This window comes from Brevundimonas sp. LF-1, assembly GCF_037055305.1.
GTDB classification, from domain to species: Bacteria; Pseudomonadota; Alphaproteobacteria; order Caulobacterales; family Caulobacteraceae; genus Brevundimonas; species Brevundimonas sanguinis.
Genome location: NZ_CP146349.1, coordinates 637,563 through 660,314, shown reverse-complemented (window position 1 = coordinate 660,314; position 22,752 = coordinate 637,563). Strand labels below are relative to the sequence as shown.

At 68.1% G+C, this 22,752-nt stretch carries 20 protein-coding genes and 4 pseudogenes; 16 read left to right on the top strand and 8 right to left on the bottom strand.

The window, feature by feature from the left end; translation table 11 throughout:
* Both V8F63_RS03520 and V8F63_RS03515 read left to right on the top strand, forming a co-directional pair.
* Entirely contained in the window at positions 1–984 is a 984-nt protein-coding gene (locus tag V8F63_RS03520; protein WP_392354532.1) for a type II secretion system F family protein, read from the top strand.
* A 16-nt stretch (positions 985–1,000) separates the two neighbouring features.
* Entirely contained in the window at positions 1,001–1,993 is a 993-nt protein-coding gene (locus tag V8F63_RS03515; RefSeq protein WP_025978044.1) for a type II secretion system F family protein, read from the top strand.
* Positions 1,994–2,014: 21 nt separating this feature from the next.
* Here the strand turns inward: V8F63_RS03515 and V8F63_RS03510 are convergent, their stop codons facing one another.
* The gene (locus V8F63_RS03510; RefSeq protein ID WP_025978045.1) at positions 2,015–2,449 is read right to left on the bottom strand and encodes an SRPBCC domain-containing protein; all 435 of its coding nucleotides are present in this window, start codon (positions 2,447–2,449) and stop codon (positions 2,015–2,017) included.
* A gap of 129 nt (positions 2,450–2,578) precedes the next feature.
* Between V8F63_RS03510 and V8F63_RS03505 the strand changes: the two genes are divergently transcribed.
* Positions 2,579–2,920: a RidA family protein gene (locus tag V8F63_RS03505; RefSeq protein ID WP_025978046.1), complete on the top strand. Its 342-nt coding sequence runs from the start codon at positions 2,579–2,581 to the stop codon at positions 2,918–2,920.
* A gap of 315 nt (positions 2,921–3,235) precedes the next feature.
* The gene (gene uraH, locus V8F63_RS03500; RefSeq protein WP_392354531.1) at positions 3,236–3,637 is read left to right on the top strand and encodes a hydroxyisourate hydrolase; all 402 of its coding nucleotides are present in this window, start codon (positions 3,236–3,238) and stop codon (positions 3,635–3,637) included.
* 27 nt (positions 3,638–3,664) lie between these two features.
* Here the strand turns inward: uraH and dapE are convergent, their stop codons facing one another.
* Positions 3,665–4,852, bottom strand: a complete 1,188-nt coding sequence (dapE, locus tag V8F63_RS03495) for a succinyl-diaminopimelate desuccinylase (RefSeq protein WP_392354530.1) — start codon at positions 4,850–4,852, stop codon at positions 3,665–3,667.
* A gap of 83 nt (positions 4,853–4,935) precedes the next feature.
* On the opposite strand from dapE, the gene V8F63_RS03490 reads away from it, so the two are divergent.
* On the top strand, positions 4,936–6,246 hold the full coding sequence (locus V8F63_RS03490) for an MFS transporter (RefSeq protein ID WP_392354529.1): 1,311 nt from the start codon (positions 4,936–4,938) through the stop codon (positions 6,244–6,246).
* A 191-nt stretch (positions 6,247–6,437) separates the two neighbouring features.
* Here V8F63_RS03490 and V8F63_RS03485 read toward each other — a convergent pair.
* A pseudogene (locus V8F63_RS03485) lies at positions 6,438–7,474 on the bottom strand (2'-deoxycytidine 5'-triphosphate deaminase).
* Positions 7,475–7,567: 93 nt separating this feature from the next.
* Between V8F63_RS03485 and apaG the strand changes: the two are divergent.
* Positions 7,568–7,975 carry a Co2+/Mg2+ efflux protein ApaG gene (gene apaG / locus V8F63_RS03480; protein WP_392354528.1) on the top strand — a complete coding sequence of 136 codons (408 nt, stop codon included), beginning with the start codon at positions 7,568–7,570 and terminating at the stop codon, positions 7,973–7,975.
* A gap of 402 nt (positions 7,976–8,377) precedes the next feature.
* Here apaG and V8F63_RS03475 read toward each other — a convergent pair whose 3' ends face one another.
* Positions 8,378–8,920, bottom strand: a complete 543-nt coding sequence (locus V8F63_RS03475) for a GcrA family cell cycle regulator (protein WP_025978053.1) — start codon at positions 8,918–8,920, stop codon at positions 8,378–8,380.
* A 235-nt stretch (positions 8,921–9,155) separates the two neighbouring features.
* Between V8F63_RS03475 and V8F63_RS03470 the strand changes: the two genes are divergently transcribed.
* The 4 genes and pseudogenes from V8F63_RS03470 to argF all read left to right on the top strand — a co-directional run bounded on the left by V8F63_RS03470 (position 9,156) and on the right by argF (position 13,325).
* Entirely contained in the window at positions 9,156–9,995 is an 840-nt protein-coding gene (locus V8F63_RS03470; RefSeq protein ID WP_392354527.1) for an ABC transporter permease, read from the top strand.
* 56 nt (positions 9,996–10,051) lie between these two features.
* A pseudogene (locus tag V8F63_RS03465) lies at positions 10,052–10,965 on the top strand (M20/M25/M40 family metallo-hydrolase).
* Positions 10,966–11,099: 134 nt separating this feature from the next.
* A pseudogene (locus tag V8F63_RS03460) lies at positions 11,100–12,274 on the top strand (aspartate aminotransferase family protein).
* Between the two features lie 127 nt (positions 12,275–12,401).
* Complete coding sequence (gene argF / locus V8F63_RS03455; RefSeq protein ID WP_392354526.1) at positions 12,402–13,325, top strand: ornithine carbamoyltransferase; 924 nt, start codon at positions 12,402–12,404, stop codon at positions 13,323–13,325.
* A 44-nt stretch (positions 13,326–13,369) separates the two neighbouring features.
* On the opposite strand, the gene V8F63_RS03450 is transcribed toward argF, so the two are convergent.
* Positions 13,370–13,876: a pyridoxamine 5'-phosphate oxidase family protein gene (locus tag V8F63_RS03450; RefSeq protein ID WP_025978058.1), complete on the bottom strand. Its 507-nt coding sequence runs from the start codon at positions 13,874–13,876 to the stop codon at positions 13,370–13,372.
* 60 nt (positions 13,877–13,936) lie between these two features.
* Positions 13,937–14,155, bottom strand: coding sequence for a hypothetical protein (locus V8F63_RS03445; protein ID WP_025978059.1), 219 nt, complete (start codon positions 14,153–14,155; stop codon positions 13,937–13,939).
* 244 nt (positions 14,156–14,399) lie between these two features.
* On the opposite strand from V8F63_RS03445, the gene V8F63_RS03440 reads away from it, so the two are divergent.
* The 6 genes and pseudogenes from V8F63_RS03440 (at position 14,400) to V8F63_RS03415 (ending at position 19,076) form a co-directional block, all read left to right on the top strand.
* Complete coding sequence (locus V8F63_RS03440; protein WP_392354525.1) at positions 14,400–15,248, top strand: hypothetical protein; 849 nt, start codon at positions 14,400–14,402, stop codon at positions 15,246–15,248.
* On the top strand, positions 15,137–16,219 hold the full coding sequence (locus V8F63_RS03435; protein ID WP_392354524.1) for a hypothetical protein: 1,083 nt from the start codon (positions 15,137–15,139) through the stop codon (positions 16,217–16,219). Before V8F63_RS03440 ends, V8F63_RS03435 begins: the two co-directional genes overlap by 112 nt.
* Before the next feature lie 238 nt (positions 16,220–16,457).
* On the top strand, positions 16,458–17,219 hold the full coding sequence (locus V8F63_RS03430) for a hypothetical protein (protein ID WP_392354523.1): 762 nt from the start codon (positions 16,458–16,460) through the stop codon (positions 17,217–17,219).
* 120 nt (positions 17,220–17,339) lie between these two features.
* Positions 17,340–18,262: pseudogene (locus V8F63_RS03425) on the top strand (sulfite exporter TauE/SafE family protein).
* The gene (locus tag V8F63_RS03420) at positions 18,262–18,936 is read left to right on the top strand and encodes a TIGR02186 family protein (protein ID WP_392354522.1); all 675 of its coding nucleotides are present in this window, start codon (positions 18,262–18,264) and stop codon (positions 18,934–18,936) included. Before V8F63_RS03425 ends, V8F63_RS03420 begins: the two are co-directional and overlap by 1 nt.
* Positions 18,831–19,076, top strand: a complete 246-nt coding sequence (locus V8F63_RS03415) for a TIGR02186 family protein (protein ID WP_392355022.1) — start codon at positions 18,831–18,833, stop codon at positions 19,074–19,076. Before V8F63_RS03420 ends, V8F63_RS03415 begins: the two co-directional genes overlap by 106 nt.
* 241 nt (positions 19,077–19,317) lie before the next feature.
* On the opposite strand, the gene V8F63_RS03410 is transcribed toward V8F63_RS03415, so the two are convergent.
* Positions 19,318–21,510, bottom strand: coding sequence for a 3-hydroxyacyl-CoA dehydrogenase NAD-binding domain-containing protein (locus V8F63_RS03410; RefSeq protein WP_392355021.1), 2,193 nt, complete (start codon positions 21,508–21,510; stop codon positions 19,318–19,320).
* Positions 21,511–21,527: 17 nt separating this feature from the next.
* Positions 21,528–22,733: an acetyl-CoA C-acetyltransferase gene (locus tag V8F63_RS03405; RefSeq protein ID WP_392354521.1), complete on the bottom strand. Its 1,206-nt coding sequence runs from the start codon at positions 22,731–22,733 to the stop codon at positions 21,528–21,530.
* Between the last annotated feature and the right edge of the window lie 19 nt (positions 22,734–22,752).

Sequence of the window (22,752 nt, the reverse complement as noted above, 5' to 3'; positions counted from 1 at the left end):
ATGCTGCTTCCTGTGCTTGCGGCGGTTCTGGCCTTCATCACCATCGGCGGCGTCGGCTGGGTGCTGGTCGGCGGCGACGACTCCTCGGGGCAGGCGGTCAAGCGCGCCAAGGTTCTGGCGACCAGCCGCACCGAGTCGGTGGCGGCGGCCAAGCGGGCGGCTGTAGCCAATACGCCCGAGGCCCGACGCAAGCAGATCATGGTCCAGTTGCGCGAGGTCGATCGCCGCGAGCGCAAGGCGCGCATGACCACCAGCGCCAAGCTGAAGCAGGCGGGGCTTGAACTATCGCTGCGGACCTTCGTTGTCATCAGCGTGGCGATGGGGCTGATCGGCGCCCTTCTGGCCTTTGTCCTGGGCGGCAACATCCTCATCGTCCTGGGCGTCGGGATCGCCATGGGGCTGGGCCTGCCGCGCTGGGTCGTGAACATGAAGGCCAAGGCGCGGATGAAGAAGTTCTCTCTCGCCTTTCCCGATGCGGTCGACGTGCTGGTGCGCGGCATCAAGACCGGCCTGCCCGTCCATGACTGTTTCAAGGTCATCGCCCGCGAAAGTCCTGAACCTCTGGCGGGCGAGTTCCGCCTGCTGGTCGAGGGGATGGGCGTGGGGCTGACGCTCGCCGACGCCCTGGACAAGATGTACATGCGGATGCCGACGCCGGAGCTGAAGTTCTTCGCCATCGTCATCGCCATTCAGCAGAAGTCGGGCGGCAACCTGGCGGAAGCCCTGAGCAACCTGACCTCGGTGCTGCGCGCCCGGCGGATGATGGGCGAGAAAATCAAGGCCATGTCGTCCGAAGCCGTGGCCTCGGCGGCCATCATCGGCTCCCTGCCGCCGGTGGTGATGATCATGGTGACCCTGACCAGCCCCAGCTACATGATGCTGCTGTTCACCGACGGGCGCGGCCACGTGATGCTGCTGGGCGCAGTGTTGTGGATGGCCACCGGCGTCTTCGTGATGAAGCGCATGATCAACTTCAAGTTCTGAGGAAGGGGCCAGGACCGTGAACGCCTTCATGCGCTTCATCACCGATCCGCAGAACCTGCTGAGCATCGGCGTGGGCGTGGCCGTTTTCGCCAGCGTCCTGACGCTGCTGTCGTCCTTCGTCGGCGGCGGGCCGCGGCTGGACAAGCGGATGAAGGCGGTGGCCGAACGCCGCGAGGAACTCCGCCGTCGTTCGCGTCAGGCCCTGCGCGGCGGCGGGGGCGAGACGGGCGGCGGGCTGCGTCGCACCGACGACAGTTTCCGCAGCCGGGTGGTGGCGCGGCTGAATCTGGTCAAGCTGCTGGAAGACCCCAAGGTCGCCGAAAACATGACCCAGGCCGGTTTCCGCGGGCCAAGGCCGCTGAACACCTTCTACTTCTTCCGCTTCGCCCTGCCGTTCATCCTGATGGCGCTGACGGCCTTCTATCTGTTCGTGGTGATCAAACCGGACCTGCCGGGCTTCACCCTGTTTTCCTTCGTGATCCTGGCGGCGGGCGTCGGCTTCTATGCGCCGAACATCTATCTGAAGAACATGATCGACAAGCGGCGTCAGTCGATCGTCGCGGCCTTCCCCGACTCGCTGGACCTGCTGCTGATCTGCGTGGAGTCGGGCATGTCCATCGAGGCGGCGATTCAGAAGGTCAGTCAGGAAGTCGGCGGCCAGTCGATCGAACTGGCCGAGGAGCTGTCCCTGCTGTCGGCCGAGCTGAGCTATCTGCCCGAGCGGCGCCTGGCCTATGAGGGCATGGCCAAGCGGACGCAGCATCCGGGCATCCGCGCGGTGGCGACAGCCATGACCCAGGCCGAGACCTACGGCACCCCTCTGGGCAGCGCCCTGCGGGTGATGGCCAAGGAAAACCGCGACCTGCGCCTGGCCGCCGCCGAGAAGAAGGCGGCGGCGCTTCCGGCCAAGCTGACCGTGCCGATGATCCTGTTCTTCCTGCCGGTGCTGTTCGTCGTCATCCTGGGGCCGGCGATAATCAACATCACCGATACGATCAAGGGCGGCTGACGGCTCTGCCGGGAGGCGACGTCAGCCCTGTTCGGCGATCTGTTTCAGCTTCTCGCTGATGGCCTCATAGGCCGGACGGATGCGGGCGCGGTGCTTGTCGTGGAACAGTTCGGCCCGCAGCCCGGTGAAGACCATGCCGTGCGAGACGATGCAGGCGCCGCGATCCAGCTCCTCGATTTCATAGTAGCGCAGGGTGCGGAACAGAAAGCCGCGACGCTCGACCCAGACCAGCTGGGCGTTGGGCTCCCACTCGCCCAGATGCGCCTGCACCTGGCGCTCGCCCAGGTCCGGCAGGCGTTCGGTCAGGCTGATCGGCGCGCCATAGCCAAGGGCGCCCTGAACCTTGACCTCATGCGGATTCCAGCGCTCCCAGCCGCCGAAGTCCGTCAGCACGTCCCAGAGGCGTTCGGCCGTCGCGCGCACGCCGATGCGGTGTTCGATGCGGATCGTTTCCATGCGCTCCCTGTGACATGGGTTTTGCCGTTTAGGAAGACGGCGCGGCCCTGAGCTTCCAGTCGAAGCGGCGTTTGCCCTTGGAGCGCCGGCGCCGTCGCGTTAAGGCCGAAGGCGAAGCAAGGAGCCGTCATGATCACCCGCATCCAGCCCGAACGTCGCATGAGCCAAGCCGTGATCCACGGCGACACCATCTATCTGGCCGGTCAGGTCGGCGAACCGGGGCAGGACGTCGTCGCTCAGACGCGCACCGCCCTGGCGGAGGTCGACGCTCTTCTGGCTGAATGCGGGAGCAACAAGTCGAAGATCCTCTCGGCCCAGGTCTGGCTGGCCGACATCGCCGATTTCGCGGCCATGAACAGCGTGTGGGACGCCTGGGTCGACCCGATCAATCCGCCCGCGCGCGCCACCTGCGAGGCGAAACTGGCCACGCCCGCCTATCGGGTCGAGGTCATCGTCGTGGCGGCGCGCTGATATGGCGCGCGTCATCTCGAATGAGAGCGAGCTGGAGCGGTTCAGAGCGACCCGGGTCACCGCCCTGTACCGTCTCGACCTGATCGAGAAGGGGCGCAACTGACCTATGAGGACGGCACGCCGGTCGACATGGCGTCCGAGGCGCAGCGCCTGAAGGATCAGGTCGCCGACATGGACCGGCGCATCGCCCGGCTGGAGGCGGCGGGCGAAGCCTGATCTTCACAGACTGACGAAATGTGGTGCGCGACCCATCCGTCGCCGTCTTTCGCGCGAATAAGGCCGCGCTACTGCATTTCACTTTCAGGAGATCGTTCGATGAACCTTCGCACCCTCGCCGTGGCGGCCGCCGCCTTGTCCGCCTGCGCCTTCCCCGCCGCCGCCGAGACCATCTCGACCCACGTGCTGGATCTGGCGCGCGGCGTCGGCGGCCGTGACGTCCCGGTTACCCTGCAGATCAAGTCGGCCGACGGCCAGTGGCGCGACCTGGCGACCAGCCGCACCGACGACAACGGCCGCGTCCGCTCGTTCGGCGACGCGATCAAGACCGAGGCGGCGACCTATCGCCTGGTGTTCGACATGTCGCGATATGGCGAGCCGACGACGCCGCCCTTCTTCCCCGAGATCGACGTGGTCTTCCAGGTGGTCGATCCCAGCGTCCACTATCACGTGCCGGTGGTGGTCAGCCCCTACGGCTACAGCACCTATCGCGGCAACTAAGGCCGTCACCGTGTTCGGACGCCTCGGTCAGAGGCGTTCGAACACCGTGCGGATGACCGCCTGATAGGCGTCGGTCAGGGCGCGCAGCTCGGCCTCGGGCACGCGCTCGTCCACCTGGTGCATGGTCTGGCCGACCAGGCCCAGCTCGAGCACCGGGCACAGGGCGCGGATGAAGCGGGCGTCGGAGGTGCCGCCGGTGGTCGAGGCCTCGGGGCGGCGGCCCAGCGTCGCCTCCACCGCATCCTGCACCGCCGTGACGAAGACGCCCGGCTCGGTCAGAAAGGCCTCGCCCGAGCACATATGCTCCAGCTCGATGCGCAGGCCCGTCTCGGCCTGGAGGGCGCCCGCCTCTCGGTTCAGCCAGTCGATCAGGCCGTCGCCGGTGTGGTTCGGGTTGAAGCGGATGTTGAGCCGCGCCCTGGCCTCGGCCGGGATGATGTTGGTCGCCGGATTGCCCACGTCGATGGTGGTGATCTCCAGGTTCGACGGCGGAAACTCAGGATAGCCGTCGTCCAGCACATGGGCGTCGAGGCGGGCCAGCAGCTTGGCGATGACCGGGGCCGGATTGGCGGCGCGGTCGGGATAGGCGACGTGGCCCTGTTTCCCATGCACAGTGATCCAGGTGTTCAGCGAGCCGCGCCGCCCGACCTTGATCATGTCGCCCAGGTGATGGGCCGAGGAGGGCTCGCCGACCACGCAGGCGTCGATGACCTCGCCCTCGGCGGCCAGGGTCTGGACCACCCTCTTGGTGCCGTGCAGGGCCGGGCCTTCCTCGTCGCCGGTGATCAGGAAGGACAGGGAGCCTTCGATCTCGTCTCGGGCCAGCACGCGCGAGACGGCGGCGACCCAGGCGGCGATGCCGCCCTTCATGTCCACGGCGCCGCGGCCGTAGAGGACGCCGTCGCGGGTCTCGCCCTCGAAGGGGCCGGCGCTCCAGGCCTTCAGGTCGCCGATCGGCACCACGTCGGTGTGGCCGGCGAAGCAGAGGTTGGGCGAGGCGGTGCCGCGCCGGGCGTAGAGGTTCTCGATCCGGGCGTCGTGGCCGACGCCGCTCGGTCCTTCGAACACCATGCGGCGGCAGGCGAAGCCCAGGCCGGTCAGGGCGCGCTCCAGCACGTCCATCGCCCCTTCGTCGGCGGGGGTGACGGAGGGGATGCGGATCAGGTCGCGGGTCAGTTCGACAGGATCGATGACGGAATGTGATGCGGCGCTCATGCCGCTATGCTTTAGGCATATCGTGCATCCGCGAGAAGGGCCGACGCTGCGACGGCGCCTCCTAAACGAAGACGCCCGCCACTGTGACGACTGAAAGCTTCGACACCGCTCCGACGGTTCCACCTCAACCTCCGGCGCCGCCAGGCCCGCCTTCGCACGGCGACGGCCCGGCCAGTCCGTGGGGCATCGGCGATTTCCGCCTGCTGTGGCTGGGGCGGCTGGTGGCCGTGCTGGGCATCCAGATCCAGTCCTCGGCCCTGCTGTGGCAGGTCTATGAGATCGCCCGGCGCGACCATCCGATCGAGGAGGCCAGCCTCTATCTGGGGCTGGTGGGCCTGTGCCAGTTCCTGCCGCTGCTGGCCTTCACCCTGCCGGCCGGGGCGATGGCCGACCGGCGCGACCGCAAACATACCGTCACCCTGTCGATCATCGTCGAGGGGATGTGCGCGGGCGCCTTCCTGATGATGGCGCTGCACGGATCGCCGCCGCTGTGGGGCCTGCTGGCGGTCGCCGCCGTCTTCGGCGCGGCGCGCGCCTTCCTGGCTCCGGCCAGCCAGGCCTTCCTGCCGATGGTGGTGGGACGCAAGGCCCTGCCGCCCGCCATCGCCGCCCAGTCCATCGCCTTCCAGACCGGCGCCATCGCCGGGCCTGCGCTGGGCGGGGTCATCGTCGGCGTGAACGTGCCGCTGGCCTACGCCTCGGCGATGGCGCTGTTCCTCGTGGCTGTCGCCTGCTTCCTGCTGATCCGCACCAAGGGCAAGCCTCAGGTCGATCCGTCCAAGCTGGGCCCGGTGCAGCAGGTCCGAGAAGGCCTAGCCTATGTGTGGAAGACCAAGATCGTGCTGGGCGCGATCTCGCTGGATCTGGTCGTCGTCCTGTTGGCGGGCGTGGCCCTGCTGACCCCGATCTTCGCGCGCGACATCCTGCATGTCGGGGCCATCGGCTTCGGCCTGCTGCGCGCCTCGTTCGGGGTCGGGGCGCTGATCATGGCGCTGTATCTCAGCCGCTTCCCTATCGTGCGCCACGGCGGGCGCTGGATGTTCGCAGCGGTGGCCGTGTTCGGGGTCTGCACCGTGGTGTTCGGCCTGTCCAAAAGCGTCTGGCTGTCAGGGGCTGTGCTGTTCCTGGGCGGGGCGGCGGACATGATCAGCGTCAACATCCGCCAGACCCTGATCCAACTGGCTACGCCCGATCACATGCGCGGGCGGGTGTCCTCGGTGTCCATGCTGTTCATCGGCGCCTCAAACGAACTGGGCGAGGCCTATTCCGGCGTGGCGGTGCGCCTGCTCGGCCCGATCGGGGCGGCGGTGGTCGGCGGCTTTGGGGCCCTGGCGGCGACCGGCGTCTGGGCCAAGGTCTTTCCGGATCTGAGGAAGGCGAATCGGCTGACCTGATGCGCTCAAGGTGATCCTTCTCCCCCTGTGGGAGAAGGTGGCATGCGGAGCATGACGGATGAGGGGTGTCGACGCGGCGGCGGCTGTTCAGTCGATGAAAGAAAAGCGCCGCGATCGGCTGACTGCGGCGCTCACACCCTCATCCGAGCGCCTTTGGCACCCACCTTCTCCCACAAGGGGAGAAGGGTGCATTACCCCCAGGGGCGGAAGTGTTTCGACAGCTTGAGCCCCTGGCTCTGATAGTGGCTGCCGCCCTCGCCGTAGAGGCGCGACGGCCGTTCCGTCAGCGGCTCATAGACCAGTCGGGCGACGATCTGGCCGTGCTCCAGCAGGAAGGGGTGTCGTGGGTGCGGACCTCCAGCACGCCCTTGGAGCCGGCGCCGTGCGCCTCGTCCGTGCCGAAGCCGGGATCGAAGAAGCCGGCGTAGTGGACGCGGAACTCGCCGACCGAGGGGTCGATCGGGGTCATCTCGGCGGCCTGATCGACGGGGATCTCCACGTCGTCGGACGAGGCCAGGATGTAGAACTCGCCCGGGTCCAGCAGCAGTTCGCCGCGACGCAGGGTCAGCGGCTCCCAGAAGTCGCGCGGATCATGGCCGTCGATGTGGTCCATGTTGATGACGCCCGCGTGGCGGCGGCCGCGATAGCCGACGACGCCGTGGTCGCCCGCGCGCAGGTCGACGCCGACGCTGCGGGTCTCCAGCTTGGGCGGCTCGCCCGCCTTGAGGCGCAGCTGGTTCAGACGCGTGCCCGGCTTGACCAGGATGGAGAATGTTTGGGGCGCGATCTCGAGATACAGCGGGCCGTCGTAACCCTCGTCCACGTCGTCGAAGCTGCCGCCCTGATCGGTTAGCAGGCGCACGAAGACGTCGACGCGGCCGGTCGAGCTCTTCGGATTGGCGCGGGCGTTCAAGCCCTTGGGCAGGTGCAGACGCTCCTGCAGGCGGGCGATGTAGACGCAGCCCTTCTCCATCACATAGCCGCTGTCGGGCAGGTCGATGGCGTGCATGGCGACGTCGGCGATGCGTTCCTCGACCTTGCGCTGGCCGGGCAGGAAGGAGGCGCGCACGCGCCAGGCCTGATCCGACAGCCGCAGGTCCAGGCTGGCGGGCTGAACCTGATCGACGTCGAAGGGGGTGTCGGAGGCGACGGCGCCGATCGCGATCAGGGTCTCAATACCCTGGAAGGGAAGGATGCCGGGCTGGTCGGGAATCTGAAAGCTGGTCATGCCGTCCTGTTCTCACACGGATTTTCTTGTCTGTGTAGCTTGTCGGCGACGACAGACGCTTGAACCCCGCGCACGGCGGGCTGCATATAGCGCATGCACTCCGCTCCTGCCTACTCCGCCGAGACCGAAGGCGTCGTCGTTCGCGTCCGCCCCTCCTATCTGGCGGGCCAGTCGGATCCCGCCGAGGGACGCTGGGTCTGGGCCTATCAGGTCGAGATCGTCAATCTGAGCGGCGGCCCGGTGCAGCTTGTGGCCCGGCGCTGGACCATTACCGATGCGCTCGGACGGGTCGAAGAGGTGCGCGGCCCCGGCGTGGTCGGCGAACAGCCGGTGATCGAGCCGGGGGACAGCTACGCCTATGCTTCGGGTTGTCCGCTGACGACGCCATCCGGCTCTATGGTCGGCGCCTATTTCATGCAGGACGCCGAGGGGCGGATGTTCGAAGCGGCCATCCCAGCCTTCAGCCTGGACGTGCCGAATGCGCGAAGGGTGCTGAACTAGGCTGCCGCACACGCCGTCATCCTCGGGCTTGACCCGAGGATCGGACGGTCCGCCTGCGCGACATAGGCAGGGCGGAGCGCGCCCAACGCTCGATCCTCGGGTCAAGCCCGAGGATGACGGAGAAGAGGGAGGGGCTGAGCGGAGCGCGGCAAGGCCAAACAAAAGCCCCTCGCCAGAGGCGAGGGGGATGGGACTGCGTCAACCCGGAGAACCGCAGTCCCGCCCCGGAACCCGCAGGAAACCGGCGGGGCGGACGGCGGCCCCACTAGGGGCGTTCGTGTCGGCCGTGGGGCCGAACGGCGCCGACGCGGCGGCTGCTCAAGTAGCGAACCGCCGCGCGGTGAGCGGTAGCAGGCCTAAAAGCTCAAGCAGCGAGCGACCGCGTCGCGAGCGATAGCGAACTTAAATATACCTACGCAGGCTGCGGGCCAGGTCTGAGGAGGCGTCCTTGCTGGCGCTCTTGCGGACCTGGGGCTGGTAGGCGACGCGGGCGTGCTCGACGCAGTAGACGCCTTCCGAAGCGCGGCGGCCGCAGAAGCTGAAGTCGCTGGTCGACGGGTCGCCGATCGGCCATTTGCACATATGGGCGCCCAGGGTCAGCACGGTGGCGGTGCCGGGCAATTCCGGCGCGGGGGCCGGGGCCGGCGACTGCGGAGCGGCGGCGACGATCGGGCGCGGGGCGACGGCCTCAAGGCGACGCGGAGCCGACGGCGCCTGCACCGGCGCGGCCGGGGCGGCAGCGCGTGGACGGGCGGGGCGGAAGGTGGTGCGCGCGGGCTGCGACGGGGCGGCCCGGCCCGACAGGCCCAGGCGGTGCACCTTGCCGATCACGGCGTTGCGGGTCACGCCGCCGCCCAAGGCCTTGGCGATCTGGCTCGCTGACTGGCCTTCCAGCCACAGCTTCTTGAGCGCGCCGACGCGGTCTTCGGTCCAACCTGGGTTCATGTCGTCCTCCTGCGGAGACGTCAGATTCAATATCTTGTGTCGGAGTCCGAATTTCGGCCCCTCATCACGCCTCTAATCGTAAATCACCTCTTAAAAGACGCAATATGTGGGAATTCACCTGTCCACAGAAACTATATGTAGTATGGTTAATGTCCCGATTTGAATCAGTTTCTTGGCCTTCATCCACAGGGCGGGCGCCTTGCGAAACGGCCTCGCCTGTCGCATCTGAGGCCGCATGACGCACCTGACCGCCGGTTCCGACGCCCCTTCCGCTGCTGCTGGCGGCTTGCCTCAGCCCCGCCGCTACGACGGGATCAACTGGGTGGGCTTGCGCACCCTGTATCTCAAAGAGGTCCGCCGCTTCTGGAAGGTGGGCGCTCAGACCGTAGCGGCGCCGGTGGTGACGACCCTGCTCTACATGATGGTCTTCGTGGTGGCGCTGAAGGGGGCCCGGCCGCCGCTGCACGGCACGCCCTTCGCCGAGTTCGTGGCGCCGGGCCTGATCATGATGGCCATCCTTCAGAACGCCTTCGCCAACGCCTCGTCCAGCCTGATCCAGGCCAAGATCATGGGCACGGCGACCGACTTCCTGACCCCGCCGCTCAGCCCGCTGGAGTTGACCATCGGCTTCACCCTGGGCGCGGCGACGCGCGGCGTCGCGGTGGGGCTGGTGACGGCGATCTGCGTCATGCCGTTTGCGAAGCTGGGCCTGGCCAACCTCGCCCTGATCGTCTGGTTCGGCCTGATCGCTTCGCTGCTGATGGGCATGATGGGGGTGCTGGCGGGCCTGTGGTCCGAGAAGTTCGACCATCTGTCGGCGGTGCAGAACTTCGTGGTCATGCCGATGACCTTCCTGTCGGGCACCTTCTATCTGATCGACAGCCTGCCCGAGCCCTTCGCCAGCATCAGCAAGTTCAATCCCTTCTTCTACCTGATCGACGGCTTCCGGGCCGGGTTCATCGGCCATGCGGAAGGAAGCCTCGTGGTCGGAGTGGTCATGAGCGCCGTGCTCACCGTCATCATGGGCGCGGCCTGCTGGCTGGTGTTCCGTTCGGGCTGGCGGCTGAAGAGCTGACGGCTTAATCAGGGCGTCGAGCGCGAGGCGAGGGGCTTCGCGAAAGGGGCCCCGCCATGTCGTTTCATCTTCGCCTGAAAGCCGCAGTCAGCGGCGCCGTTCTGGCCGCCATCTGCCTGACTGCGGCGCCGTCGCTCGCCCAGAACCGCGCCGCCGATCTGCGTGAACAGGTCGGCGCCTACGCCCAGCCGTCCAACGCCGAACGACTGCAAGTGCTGTTGCGCCAGCTTCGGGCCGAGGGCTTCGCGCCCACCGTCGAGACCTTCGACGGCGGCGGCCGCGGCGAGCCGATGCAGGGCTCCAACGTCGTCGTCACCCTGGGCGAGGGCGCGAAGGAAATCCTGCTGACCGCCCACTATGACGCGGTGAAGCTGCGGGACGGGACGATGGCGGATGGTCTGGTCGACAACGCCGGCTCGGTCGTCGCTGTGATCGAGGCGGCCAAGATCCTGCGCGAGCGCCGCTGTCCCACCGCATCCGCATCATCTTCTTCGACCAGGAAGAGTTGGGCCTGATCGGCGCACGGAAGTGGATCGAGGCGCACGGTCTGGCCAACGTCGCCGCCGTGGTGAACTCTGACGTCGCCGCCTATGGCGACACGATGATGTATGGCCAGAACAACGGGCCGCAGTCGGCCTTCGTCACCCGCGCGGTGCAGGAGCTGTGCGCCGAACAGGCCCTGCAGTGCGTCGGCTTCCCCATCTATCCGCCGTCGGACGACCGGGCCTTCTCGGCGGCGGGCGCGCCCGTGGTCTCGCTGGGTTTCCAGGACGAGATCGGCGCCCACCAGATGTGGCTGGCCTTCAACGGCGGAAAGACGAACGGCCTGGCCGAAGGCTTCGTCCCGCAGGTTTTCCGGCTGATCCACTCCCAGGACGACGCCATCGAGGCGGTCGAGGCCGAGGCGATCGATCTGGCCGGCCGGACCTACGCCGCCCTGATCCGCAAACTGGATGCGCAGCTGCGCTGAATTCGCATCGCGGGCGGTGTTGACTATGCGGAAATAGCGCCCGACAAGTTCCTCGCCCTTTTCCAAAGCGGTCCCGTCGCTGACGCGCCGGGGCCGTCTCACTTTATGGAGTTTGCCAAGTGTCCGGTCATCTGATGGGTGTCTACAATCGCGCGCCGCTGGAAGTGGAGCGCGGCCAGGGCGTCCGCCTGTGGTCCGCTGACGGGACCGAGTACCTGGACTGCGTTTCGGGCATTTCGACCAATGCGCTGGGTCACGCCAACCCCAAGCTGGTCGCCGCGCTGAAAGCCCAGGCCGACAAGCTGTGGCACGTCTCCAACATCTTCAAGATCCGGGCCAGGACGCCCTGGCCGACGACCTGTGCGCCAAGTCCTTCGCCGACGTGGTCTTCTTCACCAACTCGGGCACGGAAGCCGTCGAATGCGCGCTGAAGACGGCGCGCAAGTTCCACGTCGCCAACGGCCAGCCTGAGCGGATCGACATCTACGGCTTCGACGGCTCCTTCCACGGCCGCACCTACGGCGCGATCAACGCCGCCGCCAACCCCAGCTACACCGAGGGCTTCGGGCCCAAGATGGAGGGCTTCCATCAGTTGAAGTGGGGCGACCACGACGCCATCAAGGCCGCCATCGCCAACCCGACCACCGCCGCCATCATCGTCGAGCCGGTGCAGGGCGAGGGCGGCTGCCGCGCCATGCCGGAACAGTGCCTGCGCGGCCTGCGCGAACTGTGCGACGCGCATGGCGTCCTGATCATCTTCGACGAGGTCCAGTGCGGCATGGGCCGGACCGGCAAGCTGTGGGCCCACGAATGGGCCGGCATGGCGCCGGACATCATGGCCATCGCCAAGGCTCTGGGCGGCGGCTTCCCCATCGGCGCCTGCCTGGCGACGGCTGAAGCGGCCAAGGGCATGACGGTCGGCGCCCACGGCTCGACCTTCGGCGGCAACCCGCTGGCGATGGCGGTCGGCAAGGCGGCTTTCGACGAGGTGTCGTCGGACGCCATCCTGAACAACGTCAACGAGGTCGCCGGCTATCTGAAGCAGCAACTGCACGGCCTGGCCGAACGCTTCCCCGACGTGATCGTCGAGGTGCGCGGCAAGGGTCTGCTGCTGGGCGTCAAACTGGTCCCGAACAACCGCGAGTTCATGGGCTGGGCGCGTGATGAGGCCAAGCTGCTGGTCGCCGGCGGCGGCGACAATCTGGTCCGCGTCCTGCCGCCGCTGAACATCACCCTCGAAGAAGCCCGCGAGGCGGTCGAGAAGTTCGAGAAGGCCTGCGAGTTCGCCCGCACCAAGGTCGCGGGCTGACGCTGTTTCTCCCTCCCCTCATGGGGAGGGCGGGTGGGGCCGTTTTTCTTCTACCTCCAGATTTCCGCAGGGCCGCCCCCACCGGTCCCTGCGGGACCATCCTCCCCATGAGGGGGAGGGAGAAGGCTTGGTCATGGTTCGTCACTTCCTCGACATCCACCGCCTGGACGCGGCGACCCTGCGCGCCATCCTGGACGACGCCCATGCCCGAAAACGCGCCCGCAAGGGCTGGCCCCAGGGTCGGCCTGACGCCGACGCGCCTGGCAAGGACCGCGTCCTGGCCATGGTCTTTGAGAAGAACTCGACGCGCACCCGCTTCAGCTTCGACGCGGCCATCCGGCAACTGGGCGGGGACTCCATCATCGCCACCGCGTCGGACATGCAGCTGGGCCGGGGCGAGCCGGTCGAGGACACCGCCCGCGTCCTGTCGCGCATGGTCGACGCCGTGATGATCCGCGCCAATGATCATGAGGACGTCGAGCGCTTCGCCCGCGTCTCGACAGTGCCGGTGGTCAACGGCCTGACTGACCGCAGCCACCCGTGCCAGATCCTGGCCGACCTGATGACGATCGAAGAGCATCGCGGCTCGATCGAGGGCAAGACGATCGCCTGGATCGGCGACGGCAACAACGTCTGCCACAGCTTCATGCACGCCGCGCCCAAGTTCGGCTTCCACCTGAACGTCGCCTGCCCGGCGGAATACCACCCGGACCTGCGCGATCTGGAAAAGGGCGGCGCTCACGTCACCCTGACCAGCGACCCGCGCGAGGCGGTCAAGGGCGCCGACGTCGTCGTCACCGACACCTGGGTCTCCATGGGCGACCAGGACTATGAGGCCCGGCTGGCGGCCTTCGAGCCCTACAGCGTCGACGCGGCCCTGATGGCCGAAGCCGCCGATGACGCCGTCTTCCTGCACTGCCTGCCGGCGCACCGGGGCGAAGAGGTCACGGACGCCGTCATCGACGGCTCGCAGTCGCTGATCTGGGACGAAGCCGAGAACCGCCTCCATGCGCAGAAGGCGGTCCTGGCCTGGTGTTTCGGAGCGTTTTAGAACGCCCTGACGCGCTTCGCGCCGCTTGAGGGCGGGCGAGGGCGTTAGCTCAGGTTGACGTCGGCCACATCGCCGGCGTCGGGCGGGGTCTTGGTCAGGTTCGCCTTGGCGATTTCGAAGGCGAACTTCATCAGGCCGCCGTCGCTGACCCAGACGCGGCCGTCGCCGGCGTCGAAGCGCAGAAGCGTCAGCCGCGGATCGTCCTTGCCCTCAGGATACCAGGCCGCCAGCACCGGGTTCCAGTAGCGCTCGATGACCTCCCGGTCGCGCCCATGCACCGAAAGGGCGCCGTGGATGCAGGCCCAGACCTTTTGGTCCTTCGAACCATAGCTGAACATGGCCGTTTGCCCCGGCGTCGCCGCATCCCGCGCCAGGTCCGTGTCGTCACGGGTGAAGAACCAGATGGTCCCGGTTTCGGCTTCGCGGAAGGCGGTCATCGGCTGGCTGTGATAGCCGGGCCGGTCCAGCCCCAGCATGCCGGTGTTGCTGGATTTCAAGCTTTTCCAGAAAGCCTCTTCGGCCTGCGCCGGCGTCAGTTCCTTGTCGGTCACGCGGGTCTCCTGTTGTCCATGGGGAGACAGGAAAACCGCCCGCAGGCCAGAGCGTTCCCGCTAGAAAGCCGGCGCCGCCGGCAGCGGCCGTCCGCTCAGCTCCGCCATCAGGTGGATCAGCAGGTAGAAGGCCAAGGCGGCGGCCAGCAACATGATGAACCGCCACGGCATCATGCGCGGGCCGCGCGTGAGGTCTATCGGTCGCGCGCCGCGCCATCCGGCGAAGACGACGACCGCCAAGGAGGCGATCAGCAGGATCAGGGTGAGCGTGGCGTCCATGACCGCGGCAGTTGGGGCGCCCGAGGCTGGGATGCAAGCGCCCCGCCGCCCACGATCGGCAGCTTGGCCGTATTTCTTGATGCGCGGTTAATGTAAACGCGGCATTAACCATGCCGGGCGCATCAGCGCCGTGTCGGTTGCCGTGGGCGTTTCGTGACGAGGCGCCACATCTTGCGGTTAACGACACGTTTACACGCTCTATCTGGAAGGATACCGTTCGCGCCATGGGTCGGGAGGCGAATCAGTGACCGCAGCGGCGCCGTGGAGCGTGAAGGGCATCGATCCCAAGGCGCGCGAGATCGCCAAGGATCTGGCGCGTCGCTCGGGCATGACCCTGGGCGAGTGGCTGAATTCCATGATCATGGATGAGCCGGAGGAGGACGACAGCGTCGCCACCCTGCCGCGCCGGTCGCCCATCCCTGATCCCTATGATCGCCGCAGCCGCTCGCGCCGTCTGGACGACGTCTATGGCGAGGATGCGCACCGGCATGAAGGCCTGGGCAGAATGGGCGCGTCGCTGGAGGTGATCGCCGAGCGCCTGGAGGCGGCCGAGCGCCGCTCGACTCTGGCCATTCAGGGCATTGATCAGGCCGTCGTCGGGCTGGTGCGTCGGATGGAGGCGCAGGACGAGGCTGAGGCGGCCAAGGCGCGCCGCATCGACGATATCGCCGAGGAACTGCGCGAGGGCCACCGTCGCCTGCGCCGCCTGGAGCAGGACGCCGGAGCCGAGGCGCGCGACGGGTTGGACAAGCTGGATGCGGCCCTGACCGCCGTCTCCACCCGCCTTTATGAAATGGACGAGCGCCAGCGGGCGGGCGTCAGCGAACTGCGCGATCGGATCGAAGCGGTCGAGAAGGCGGCTGGGCCGGGCGCGGCGCCACTCTGCTGTCGCAAGTGGGCGTACGTCTGGACGACGCCCAGTCGCAGACCTCAGAAGCGCTCAAGGGATTGGAGCGGTCGTTCGCGGCCCTCGACCTGCGGATGCGCGACGCCGAGCGCCGCATCGAGCCGGAGCACGCGCGCGAAGCCTCGCGCTTTGAAAAGCTGGCGGAGGCTCTCACCCGGCAGGTGGAATCCAGCCGCGTCGAGATGATGCGCCGCCTGGATGCGGCCGAAACCGAAGGCCGCGTCGAGCGGATCGAGCGCGCCTTGGCCGCGATCGGCGAGCAGGCCCGCGCCGCCGAGCAGCGCTCGGTCGCCGCGGTCGAGGGCATGGGCCACGAGATCATGCGCATCGCCCGCAATCTGAACGGCCGGGTGGAGAAGGTCGAGGCGACGGGCGCAGGGGCGTCCGACGCGCGCGTGGCCGCGCTGGAACAGAAGCTGGAGCGCGACCTGGCTCGCCACGCCCAGGCGGTGGACCAGCGCCTGACTCAGGCCGACGATCAGCACGCCCTGGCGCTGGAGCGGCTCGGCGGCGAGATCGCCCGGATCTCTGACAGGCTCGGCGAACGCATCGCCCAGTCCGAGCGTCGCTCGGCCCAGGCTCTGGACGACATCGGCCGCCGCCTGGCCGAAAGCACGGACAAGATGCATCAGCGCCACGAGCGCGCCTCGGGCGAGCTGGCCGAGCGGATGCGTCAGAGCGAGGAGCGCACGGCGCGCCTGCTGGCCGAGGCGCGCGACAGCATCGAGCAGCGCGCGGGCCGCACCGAGCGTCGCGACGTTCCGCTGGAAAGCTCGGAGCCCGCCCCTGGACCCCCGCTGAAAGTCCGAGCGGCGATTGGCGCGCGGCGGCTTTCGCCGACCCGGTCGAGCCCTGGTCGCAGGATCCGCTGGCGGGCGCTGTTCAGGCTGAGCCTTTCCCGACGCAGACGGAGCGCCATCCGGACGACGGCGTCTTCGCCGACCCGTTGGAGGCCGATTTCCTGGAGCCGCGGCAGGACGCGACGCCGTTTGGCCGCGCCCCGTCCGAACTGGCGGCGGACCCCGCCTCGATCCATGCGCCGGACTCTTTCGGCGGCGCCGACATCAGCGACATTCTGGCGGCGTTCGAAGACCCGGCGGCGGATGTCTTCGCCCGTCCCGCGACGGTTGCCGCGACGGCGGCCGACCGCCCGTTGACGCTGGACGATGACGACGACGGCTTTGCGGCGGAACTGGAGTTCGTCGATCCCGCGCCGCGCGCGACGGCCGACGACGGGCCGACGACGACCCGGGACGTGCTGGACGCGGCGCGCGCCGCGATGGCGCCGAGGCCGCCGATGATGGCGCCCGCGCCGGCTTCGGCCTCAAGAAACGCGGCGGCAAGTCCAAGCTGCAGGAGCGTCTGGACAGGCAGGCTGGCCGCCAGGGCTCGACCATGCGCAAGGCGATCGGCGCCTCGGCCGTGGCGGCACTGGTGGTCGGCGGCGGCTACGCCAGCCTGCAGGTGGCCGACGGCGCGGGCCTGCGCTTCCCGGGCGTAAGCGCGCCCGGTGTTGCGGCGGGTCCGGCGGACGCAGAGGCCGGGCTGGATGCGCCCATCGCCGCCGTGGCGCTGGACGCTGCGCCGACCGACGCCGTGCCGTCGCCCGAGGCGGCGGCGACCGAGGGCGCGTCCCTGTTCGCGCGCGCCAGCCTGATGCTGAACAACGGCGACGAGGCCGGCGTCGAGCCGCTGACCCGCGCGGCCAATCTGGGCTATGCGCCGGCGCAGCTGCGCCTGGCCATGCTCTATCAGGAGGGTCAGGCGGGGCTGGCCGTTGACGACGCCGAGGCGCGCGCCTGGGCCCGTCGCGCGGCCGAGGGCGGGGACGCCAAGGCCATGCATCACTACGCGATGCAGCTGTATGACGGCGTCGGCGGGGCCAAGAGCGGGCCGGACGCGCTGATCTGGCTGAAGAAGGCCGCCGAGGCAGGCCGCGTCGACAGCCAGTACAACGTGGCCAAGATGCTGGAGCAGGGCGATCAGGGCGTGGCCGCCAACCGCACCGAAGCCTTCAAATGGTACATGATCGCCGCCCGTCGCGGCGATCAGCAGGCTCTGGCCTCGGTGCAGCGGCTGACGCCCGCCCTGTCGGCCGTCGAACGCCGCAAGGCGCGCGAGGCCGCCGACGCCTTCACCGCGCCGCCGCTGGCGTAGAGGCCGCGCGCAAACAGGCGCGGGCCGGGGGTGGCGGTTCGCCGCAGGGGCCGCTAAGACCGAAGATCTAGTCGCCTTTCCGGCGCCGATTGCCTGTCCTTCCAGCCGAAGGCGCGTGCCGTGGATATTTACCTGCCGATCGCCGAAGTCTCGGTGAACTGGCCGCTCCTGGTCATGCTGGGGGCGCTGGTCGGATTCGTGTCCGGCCTGTTCGGCATTGGCGGCGGCTTCCTGATGGCGCCAGTGCTGGTGTTTCTGGGCATTCCGCCGACGGTGGCGGTGGCCAGCCAGGCCAGCCACGTCGTCGCCTCTTCGACCTCGGGCGTGATCCGTTATTCCGGCATGGGCGCGGTCGATTACCGTATCGGCGGCATCATGGCCGTGGGCGGCGCCTTGGGCGCGCTCGTGGGCGTTGAACTGTTCCGCTACCTGCGGCTGCTCGGTCAGGCCGATCTGGTGGTGTCGCTGTCCTATCTGCTGTTCCTCGGCTCCATCGGCGGCATGATGCTGTACGAGAGCCTGACGCAGATCCTCCATCGCGTTCGGGGCGAGACGCCGCCGCGCAAGGAGCGTCGTCGCCCGATGTGGCTGTACGGCCTGCCGTTCAGGATGCGTTTCCCGCGCTCGGGCCTGTACATCAGCGCCATTCCGCCGTTCGGCCTGGGCGTGTTCGCGGGCGTCCTGTCGGCCATCATGGGGGTGGGGGCGGCTTCATCCTGGTGCCGGCCATGCTCTATGTGCTGCGCATGAGGGCCAGCGTGGTGGTCGGCACCAGCCTGTTCCAGATCATCATTACCACAGCCATCACCACTGTGCTTCAGGCCGGGCGCAACCAGACGGTGGACATCGTCCTGTCGACCATCCTGCTGCTGGGCGGGGTGGTGGGGGCCCAATACGGCGCCAAGCTGTCGGGCCGGTTCCGCGCCGAAGAGATGCGGGCGGCCCTGGGCCTGATCGTCCTTCTGGTAGGCATCCAGATGGGGCTGGAGTTGTTCGTCCGGCCCAGCGACCTGTTCTTGCTGGCGCCAGGGGTGGCGGACTGATGTTCCAGGTCCTGCCGCCCGAGCCGCCGCCGCAGGCTGCGCCGGAGATCATCATCGAACGCTCGGCCGCCACCACCGAGGAGGTGCGCGTCGCCGCCGCCCTGACCGACGCGCGGGTGGATGTGGACTCAGGCTTCAAGGGCGCGTCGATCGTTCTTTATGGGGCCGTGTTCAACCCCAGCGCCACGCCGGCCGACGTGGTGGTGGTGGTGCGCGGGCCCGACGCCCCGGTCCGCCTGGTCAAGAAGACGCGCAACATGGGGGTCTGGCTGAACAGCCGCCCGGTGCTGTTCGAGGGCGCGCCCGGCTTCTACATGACCGCCTCGACGCGGCCGCTCAGCGACATCGCCGACTTCGGCCAGTTGCGCCGTCTGGGCGTGGGAGTCGACCACCTGCGCATCGACGCGCCGGAAGAGGCCCGCACCGTCACCCGCTACGGCGTGCGCGACGTGGTCATCAGTCGCCTGGGCGAGGATTATCTGGACTGGCGCCGCGCCGTGATCCGGCTGAAGGAGGCGGCGGCCCTCTATGACACCGATCCCAAGGGGTGCAGTTCGTCGACCGGGGCCTGTTCCGCGCCGAGGTCAAACTGCCCGCCGTGGCGCCGACCGGGAAATACTACGCCGAGGTCTGGCTGTTTCAGGAGGGGGCGGCGGTGTCGGTGTCCAACCTGACCCTGACCGTCGAGAAGGTGGGGCTGGAGCGCGACATCTATGAGTTCGCCCATCGGAGGCCCTGGAGCTACGGCGTGCTGTGCGTGTTGCTGGCGGCGCTGACGGGCTATGCGGCGTCGCGGGTGTTCCGAAGCAGGTGACTTCTCACCCGCTCATCCCGGCGGACGCCGGGATCCAGTGAGAGCCTCGCGCTCCGCCTTTGAAGAAGGCCAAGATTTCCACGCGCGCGGATGCAGCCAAAGAACTGGATCCCGGCGTCCGCCGGGATGAGCGGGAGTAGAGGGGGCGCTCAAGCAGCGAGCGACCGCGTCGGGAGCGATAGCGCAAAAGAAAGGGCGGCCCGCGAAGGCCGCCCTTTCCGGTTCACTCTGTGTATGAGCCTCAGGCCGCCTTCGTCTGCGGCGCGAAGCGGCTGTAGAAGGTTTCGTCCTTGGCGGCCATGTCGCGCAGAAGCTGCGGGACCTTGAAGCGGTCGCCGTATTTGGCGGCCAGGTTGTCGGCCTTGGCCACGAAGGCCTTCAGGCCGGTCTGGTCCATGAAGGTGATGGGGCCGCCGGTCCAGGGCGCGAAGCCCCAGCCCAGGATGGCGCCCAGGTCGCCCTCGCGCGGGTCGTCGATGACGCCCTCTTCCCAGCAACGGGCCACTTCGACCGCCTGGCGATACAGCAGGCGGGTCTTCAGCTCATCGATGGCGGCCAGCGCCTCAGGGCTTTCGCCGAGTTCGGCGCCCTTGGTGGTCGGGGCCAGGTCGTAGAGGCCCGGCCAGATGACCTTGGGCTTGCTGTCGTAGTCGTAGAAGCCCTTGCCGTTCTTGCGGCCGAAACGGCCCTGCTCGACCATGGTGGCGACGATCTGCTCGCCCTCGTTGGGGACGTACTTGTCGCCCAGGTCCTCTCGGGTCTGCTTGGCGATCTTGTAGGAGAGGTCCAGGGCCACGTCGTCGTGCATCTCCAGCGGGCCGCGCGGCATGCCGGTCATGCGGCCGACGTTGTCGATCAGCACGGGCGAATAGCCCTCTTCCAGCATGGCCATGCCTTCCATCAGGAAGGTCGAGAAGCAGCGCGAGGTGTAGAAGCCTCTGGAGTCGTTGACGACGATCGGCGTCTTCTTGATCTTCAGGACATAGTCCAGCGCCTTGGCCAGGGCCGCGTCGCCGGTCTTCTCGCCCATGATGATCTCGACCAGCATCATCTTGTCGACAGGCGAGAAGAAGTGGATGCCGATGAAGTCCTCGGGCCGCACGGAGGCCTCGGCCAGGCCGGTGATCGGCAGGGTCGAGGTGTTGGAGCCGAACACGGCGCCTTCGGCCAGCTGGGCCTCGGCGCGCTTGGTGACGTCGGCCTTGATCTCGCGGTTCTCGAACACGGCCTCGATGACCAGGTCCGAGCCCTTGATCAGGTCATAGTCCGTCGTCGCCGTGACCAGGGCCAAGGTGGCGTCGAACTTCTCCTGGGTCATCTGACCGCGCGACAGGCGCTTCTTCAGCAGTTCCTCGACGTGGGCCTTGCCCTTGTCGGCGGCCTCCTGCGTCTGGTCGATCAGCACGGTCTCGATGCCGGCCATGACCTGCACATAGGCAATGCCGGCGCCCATCATGCCCGCGCCCAGGACGCTGACTTTCTTGGGGTCGGACTTGGGCACGCCCGCCGGACGCACGGCGCCCTTGTCCAGCTCTTGCTTGGACAGGAACAGGCTGCGGATCATGGCCTGGGCCTGCGGCGTCATCAGGGTCTTGATGAAGTAGCGCGTCTCGATGCGCAGGCCGGCCTCGATCGGCACCTGCACGCCTTCATAGACGGCCTTCATCATGTTCAGCACGGCCGGATAGTTGCCGTAGGACTGCTTGCGCAGGATGGCATTGCCCATGATGAAGACCTGGGCGCCCGCCGGGTGGTAGGGGCCGCCGCCGGGGATCTTGAACTTGGGATCGTCCCAGGGCTGGACGGCCTTGCCGCCGGCCTTGATCCAGGCCTTGGCGGCCTCGACCGACTGGCCCTTTTCGACGACCTCATGGACGACGCCGGCGCCCTTGGCGTCGTTCGGACGCCAGGACTTGCCCTCGGCCATCTGCATCAGGGCGTTCTGCACCCCGATCAGACGCGTCAGACGCTGGGTGCCGCCGCCGCCGGGGAAGAGGCCGACCTTGATCTCGGGCAGGCCCAGCTGGATCTTCGGTTCGTTCTCGACCACGCGATAGTGGCAGGCCAGGGTGAACTCCAGCCCGCCGCCCAGCGCCAGGCCGTTGATGGCCGCCGCCACCGGCTTGCCCGAGGTTTCCAGCGCGCGGAACGCGCCGTTCAGCGCCCAGCCGGTGTCGAACGCCTTCTGCAGGTCGCCGCCGCCGGCCAGCATGCCCGAGGCCATGTCGCCGAGGTCAGCGCCAGCGCAGAAGCCGGTGGTCTTGCCCGAGGTCAGGACCACGCCCTTGATGGCGTCGTCGGTCTTGATCTTCTCCACCAGAGCCGGGATCTCGGCAATGACGGCGCTGGTCAGGGTGTTCATCGAACGGCCCGGCACGTCGAAGGCGACTGTGGCGATGCCGTCGGCGTCGATGTCGATCTTGAAGTTTTCCATGGTCATAAGCTCCCGGATCAGACGCGTTCGATGACGGTGGCGGTGCCCATGCCGCCGCCGATGCACAGGGTGGCCAGGGCCGTGGACTTGTCCGAGCGTTCCAGCTCGTCCAGCACCGTGCCCAGGATCATGGCGCCGGTGGCGCCCAGCGGGTGGCCCATGGCGATGGCGCCGCCGCAGACGTTGATCTTGTCATGCGGGATGTCGAGCGCCTGCATGTAGCGCAGCACCACGGCCGCGAAGGCCTCGTTCAGTTCGTACAGGTCGATGTCGCCCGGCTGCATGCCCAGCTTGCCCAGCAGCTTGCGGGTGACGGGCTCGGGGCCGGTCAGCATGATCGACGGCTCCGAGCCGATGGAGGCGCCGCCCAGGATTTTCGCGCGCGGCTTCAGGCCCAGCGCCTCGCCCATCTCCTTGGTGCCGATCAGCACGCCCGCCGCGCCGTCGACGATGCCGGACGAGTTGCCGGGCGTGTGGACGTGGTTGACGCTGGCGACCTCGGGATAGCGCTGGCCGATCACCGCGTCGAAACCCATGCCGCCCATCATGACGAAGGAGGGATTGAGCCCGCCCAGGGTCTGCATGTCCGTGTTCGGACGGATGGTCTCGTCGCGGTCCAGCTGGGTCAGGCCGAGCTGGTTCTTGACCGCGATCACCGACTTGTCGAAGCGGCGCTCGGCCCAGGACCGGGCGGCGCGCTTGTGGCTTTCGACCGAATAGGCGTCCACGTCGTCGCGGCTGAAGCCGTATTTGGTGGCGATCATGTCGGCCGAGACGCCCTGCGGCACGAAATAGGTCGGGAAGGCCGACGAGGGGTCGGTCGGCCAGGCCCCGCCGTCCGAGCCCATCGGCACCCGGCTCATGGCTTCCACGCCGCCGCCGACGGCCATGCCCGCTTCGCCCGACTTCACCTTGGCGGCGGCCACGTTCACGGCCTCCAGGCCCGAGGCGCAGAAGCGGTTGATCTGAAAGCCCGCCGTCGCCTGGTCCCAGCCGGCGGCCAGAACGGCGGTGCGCGCGATGTCGGCGCCCTGTTCGCCCACCGGCGAGACGCAGCCCAGGATCACGTCATCGACCTTGGCGGTGTCCAGGCCGTTGCGGTCGCGCAGCGCCTCCAGCACCTGGCTGGCCAGGCTCAGCGCGGTGATCTCGTGCAGGCTGCCGTCCTTCTTGCCCTTGCCGCGCGGGGTGCGCACGGCGTCGTAGATATAGGCGTCGGCCATGGAGCGTCTCTCTTTGTTG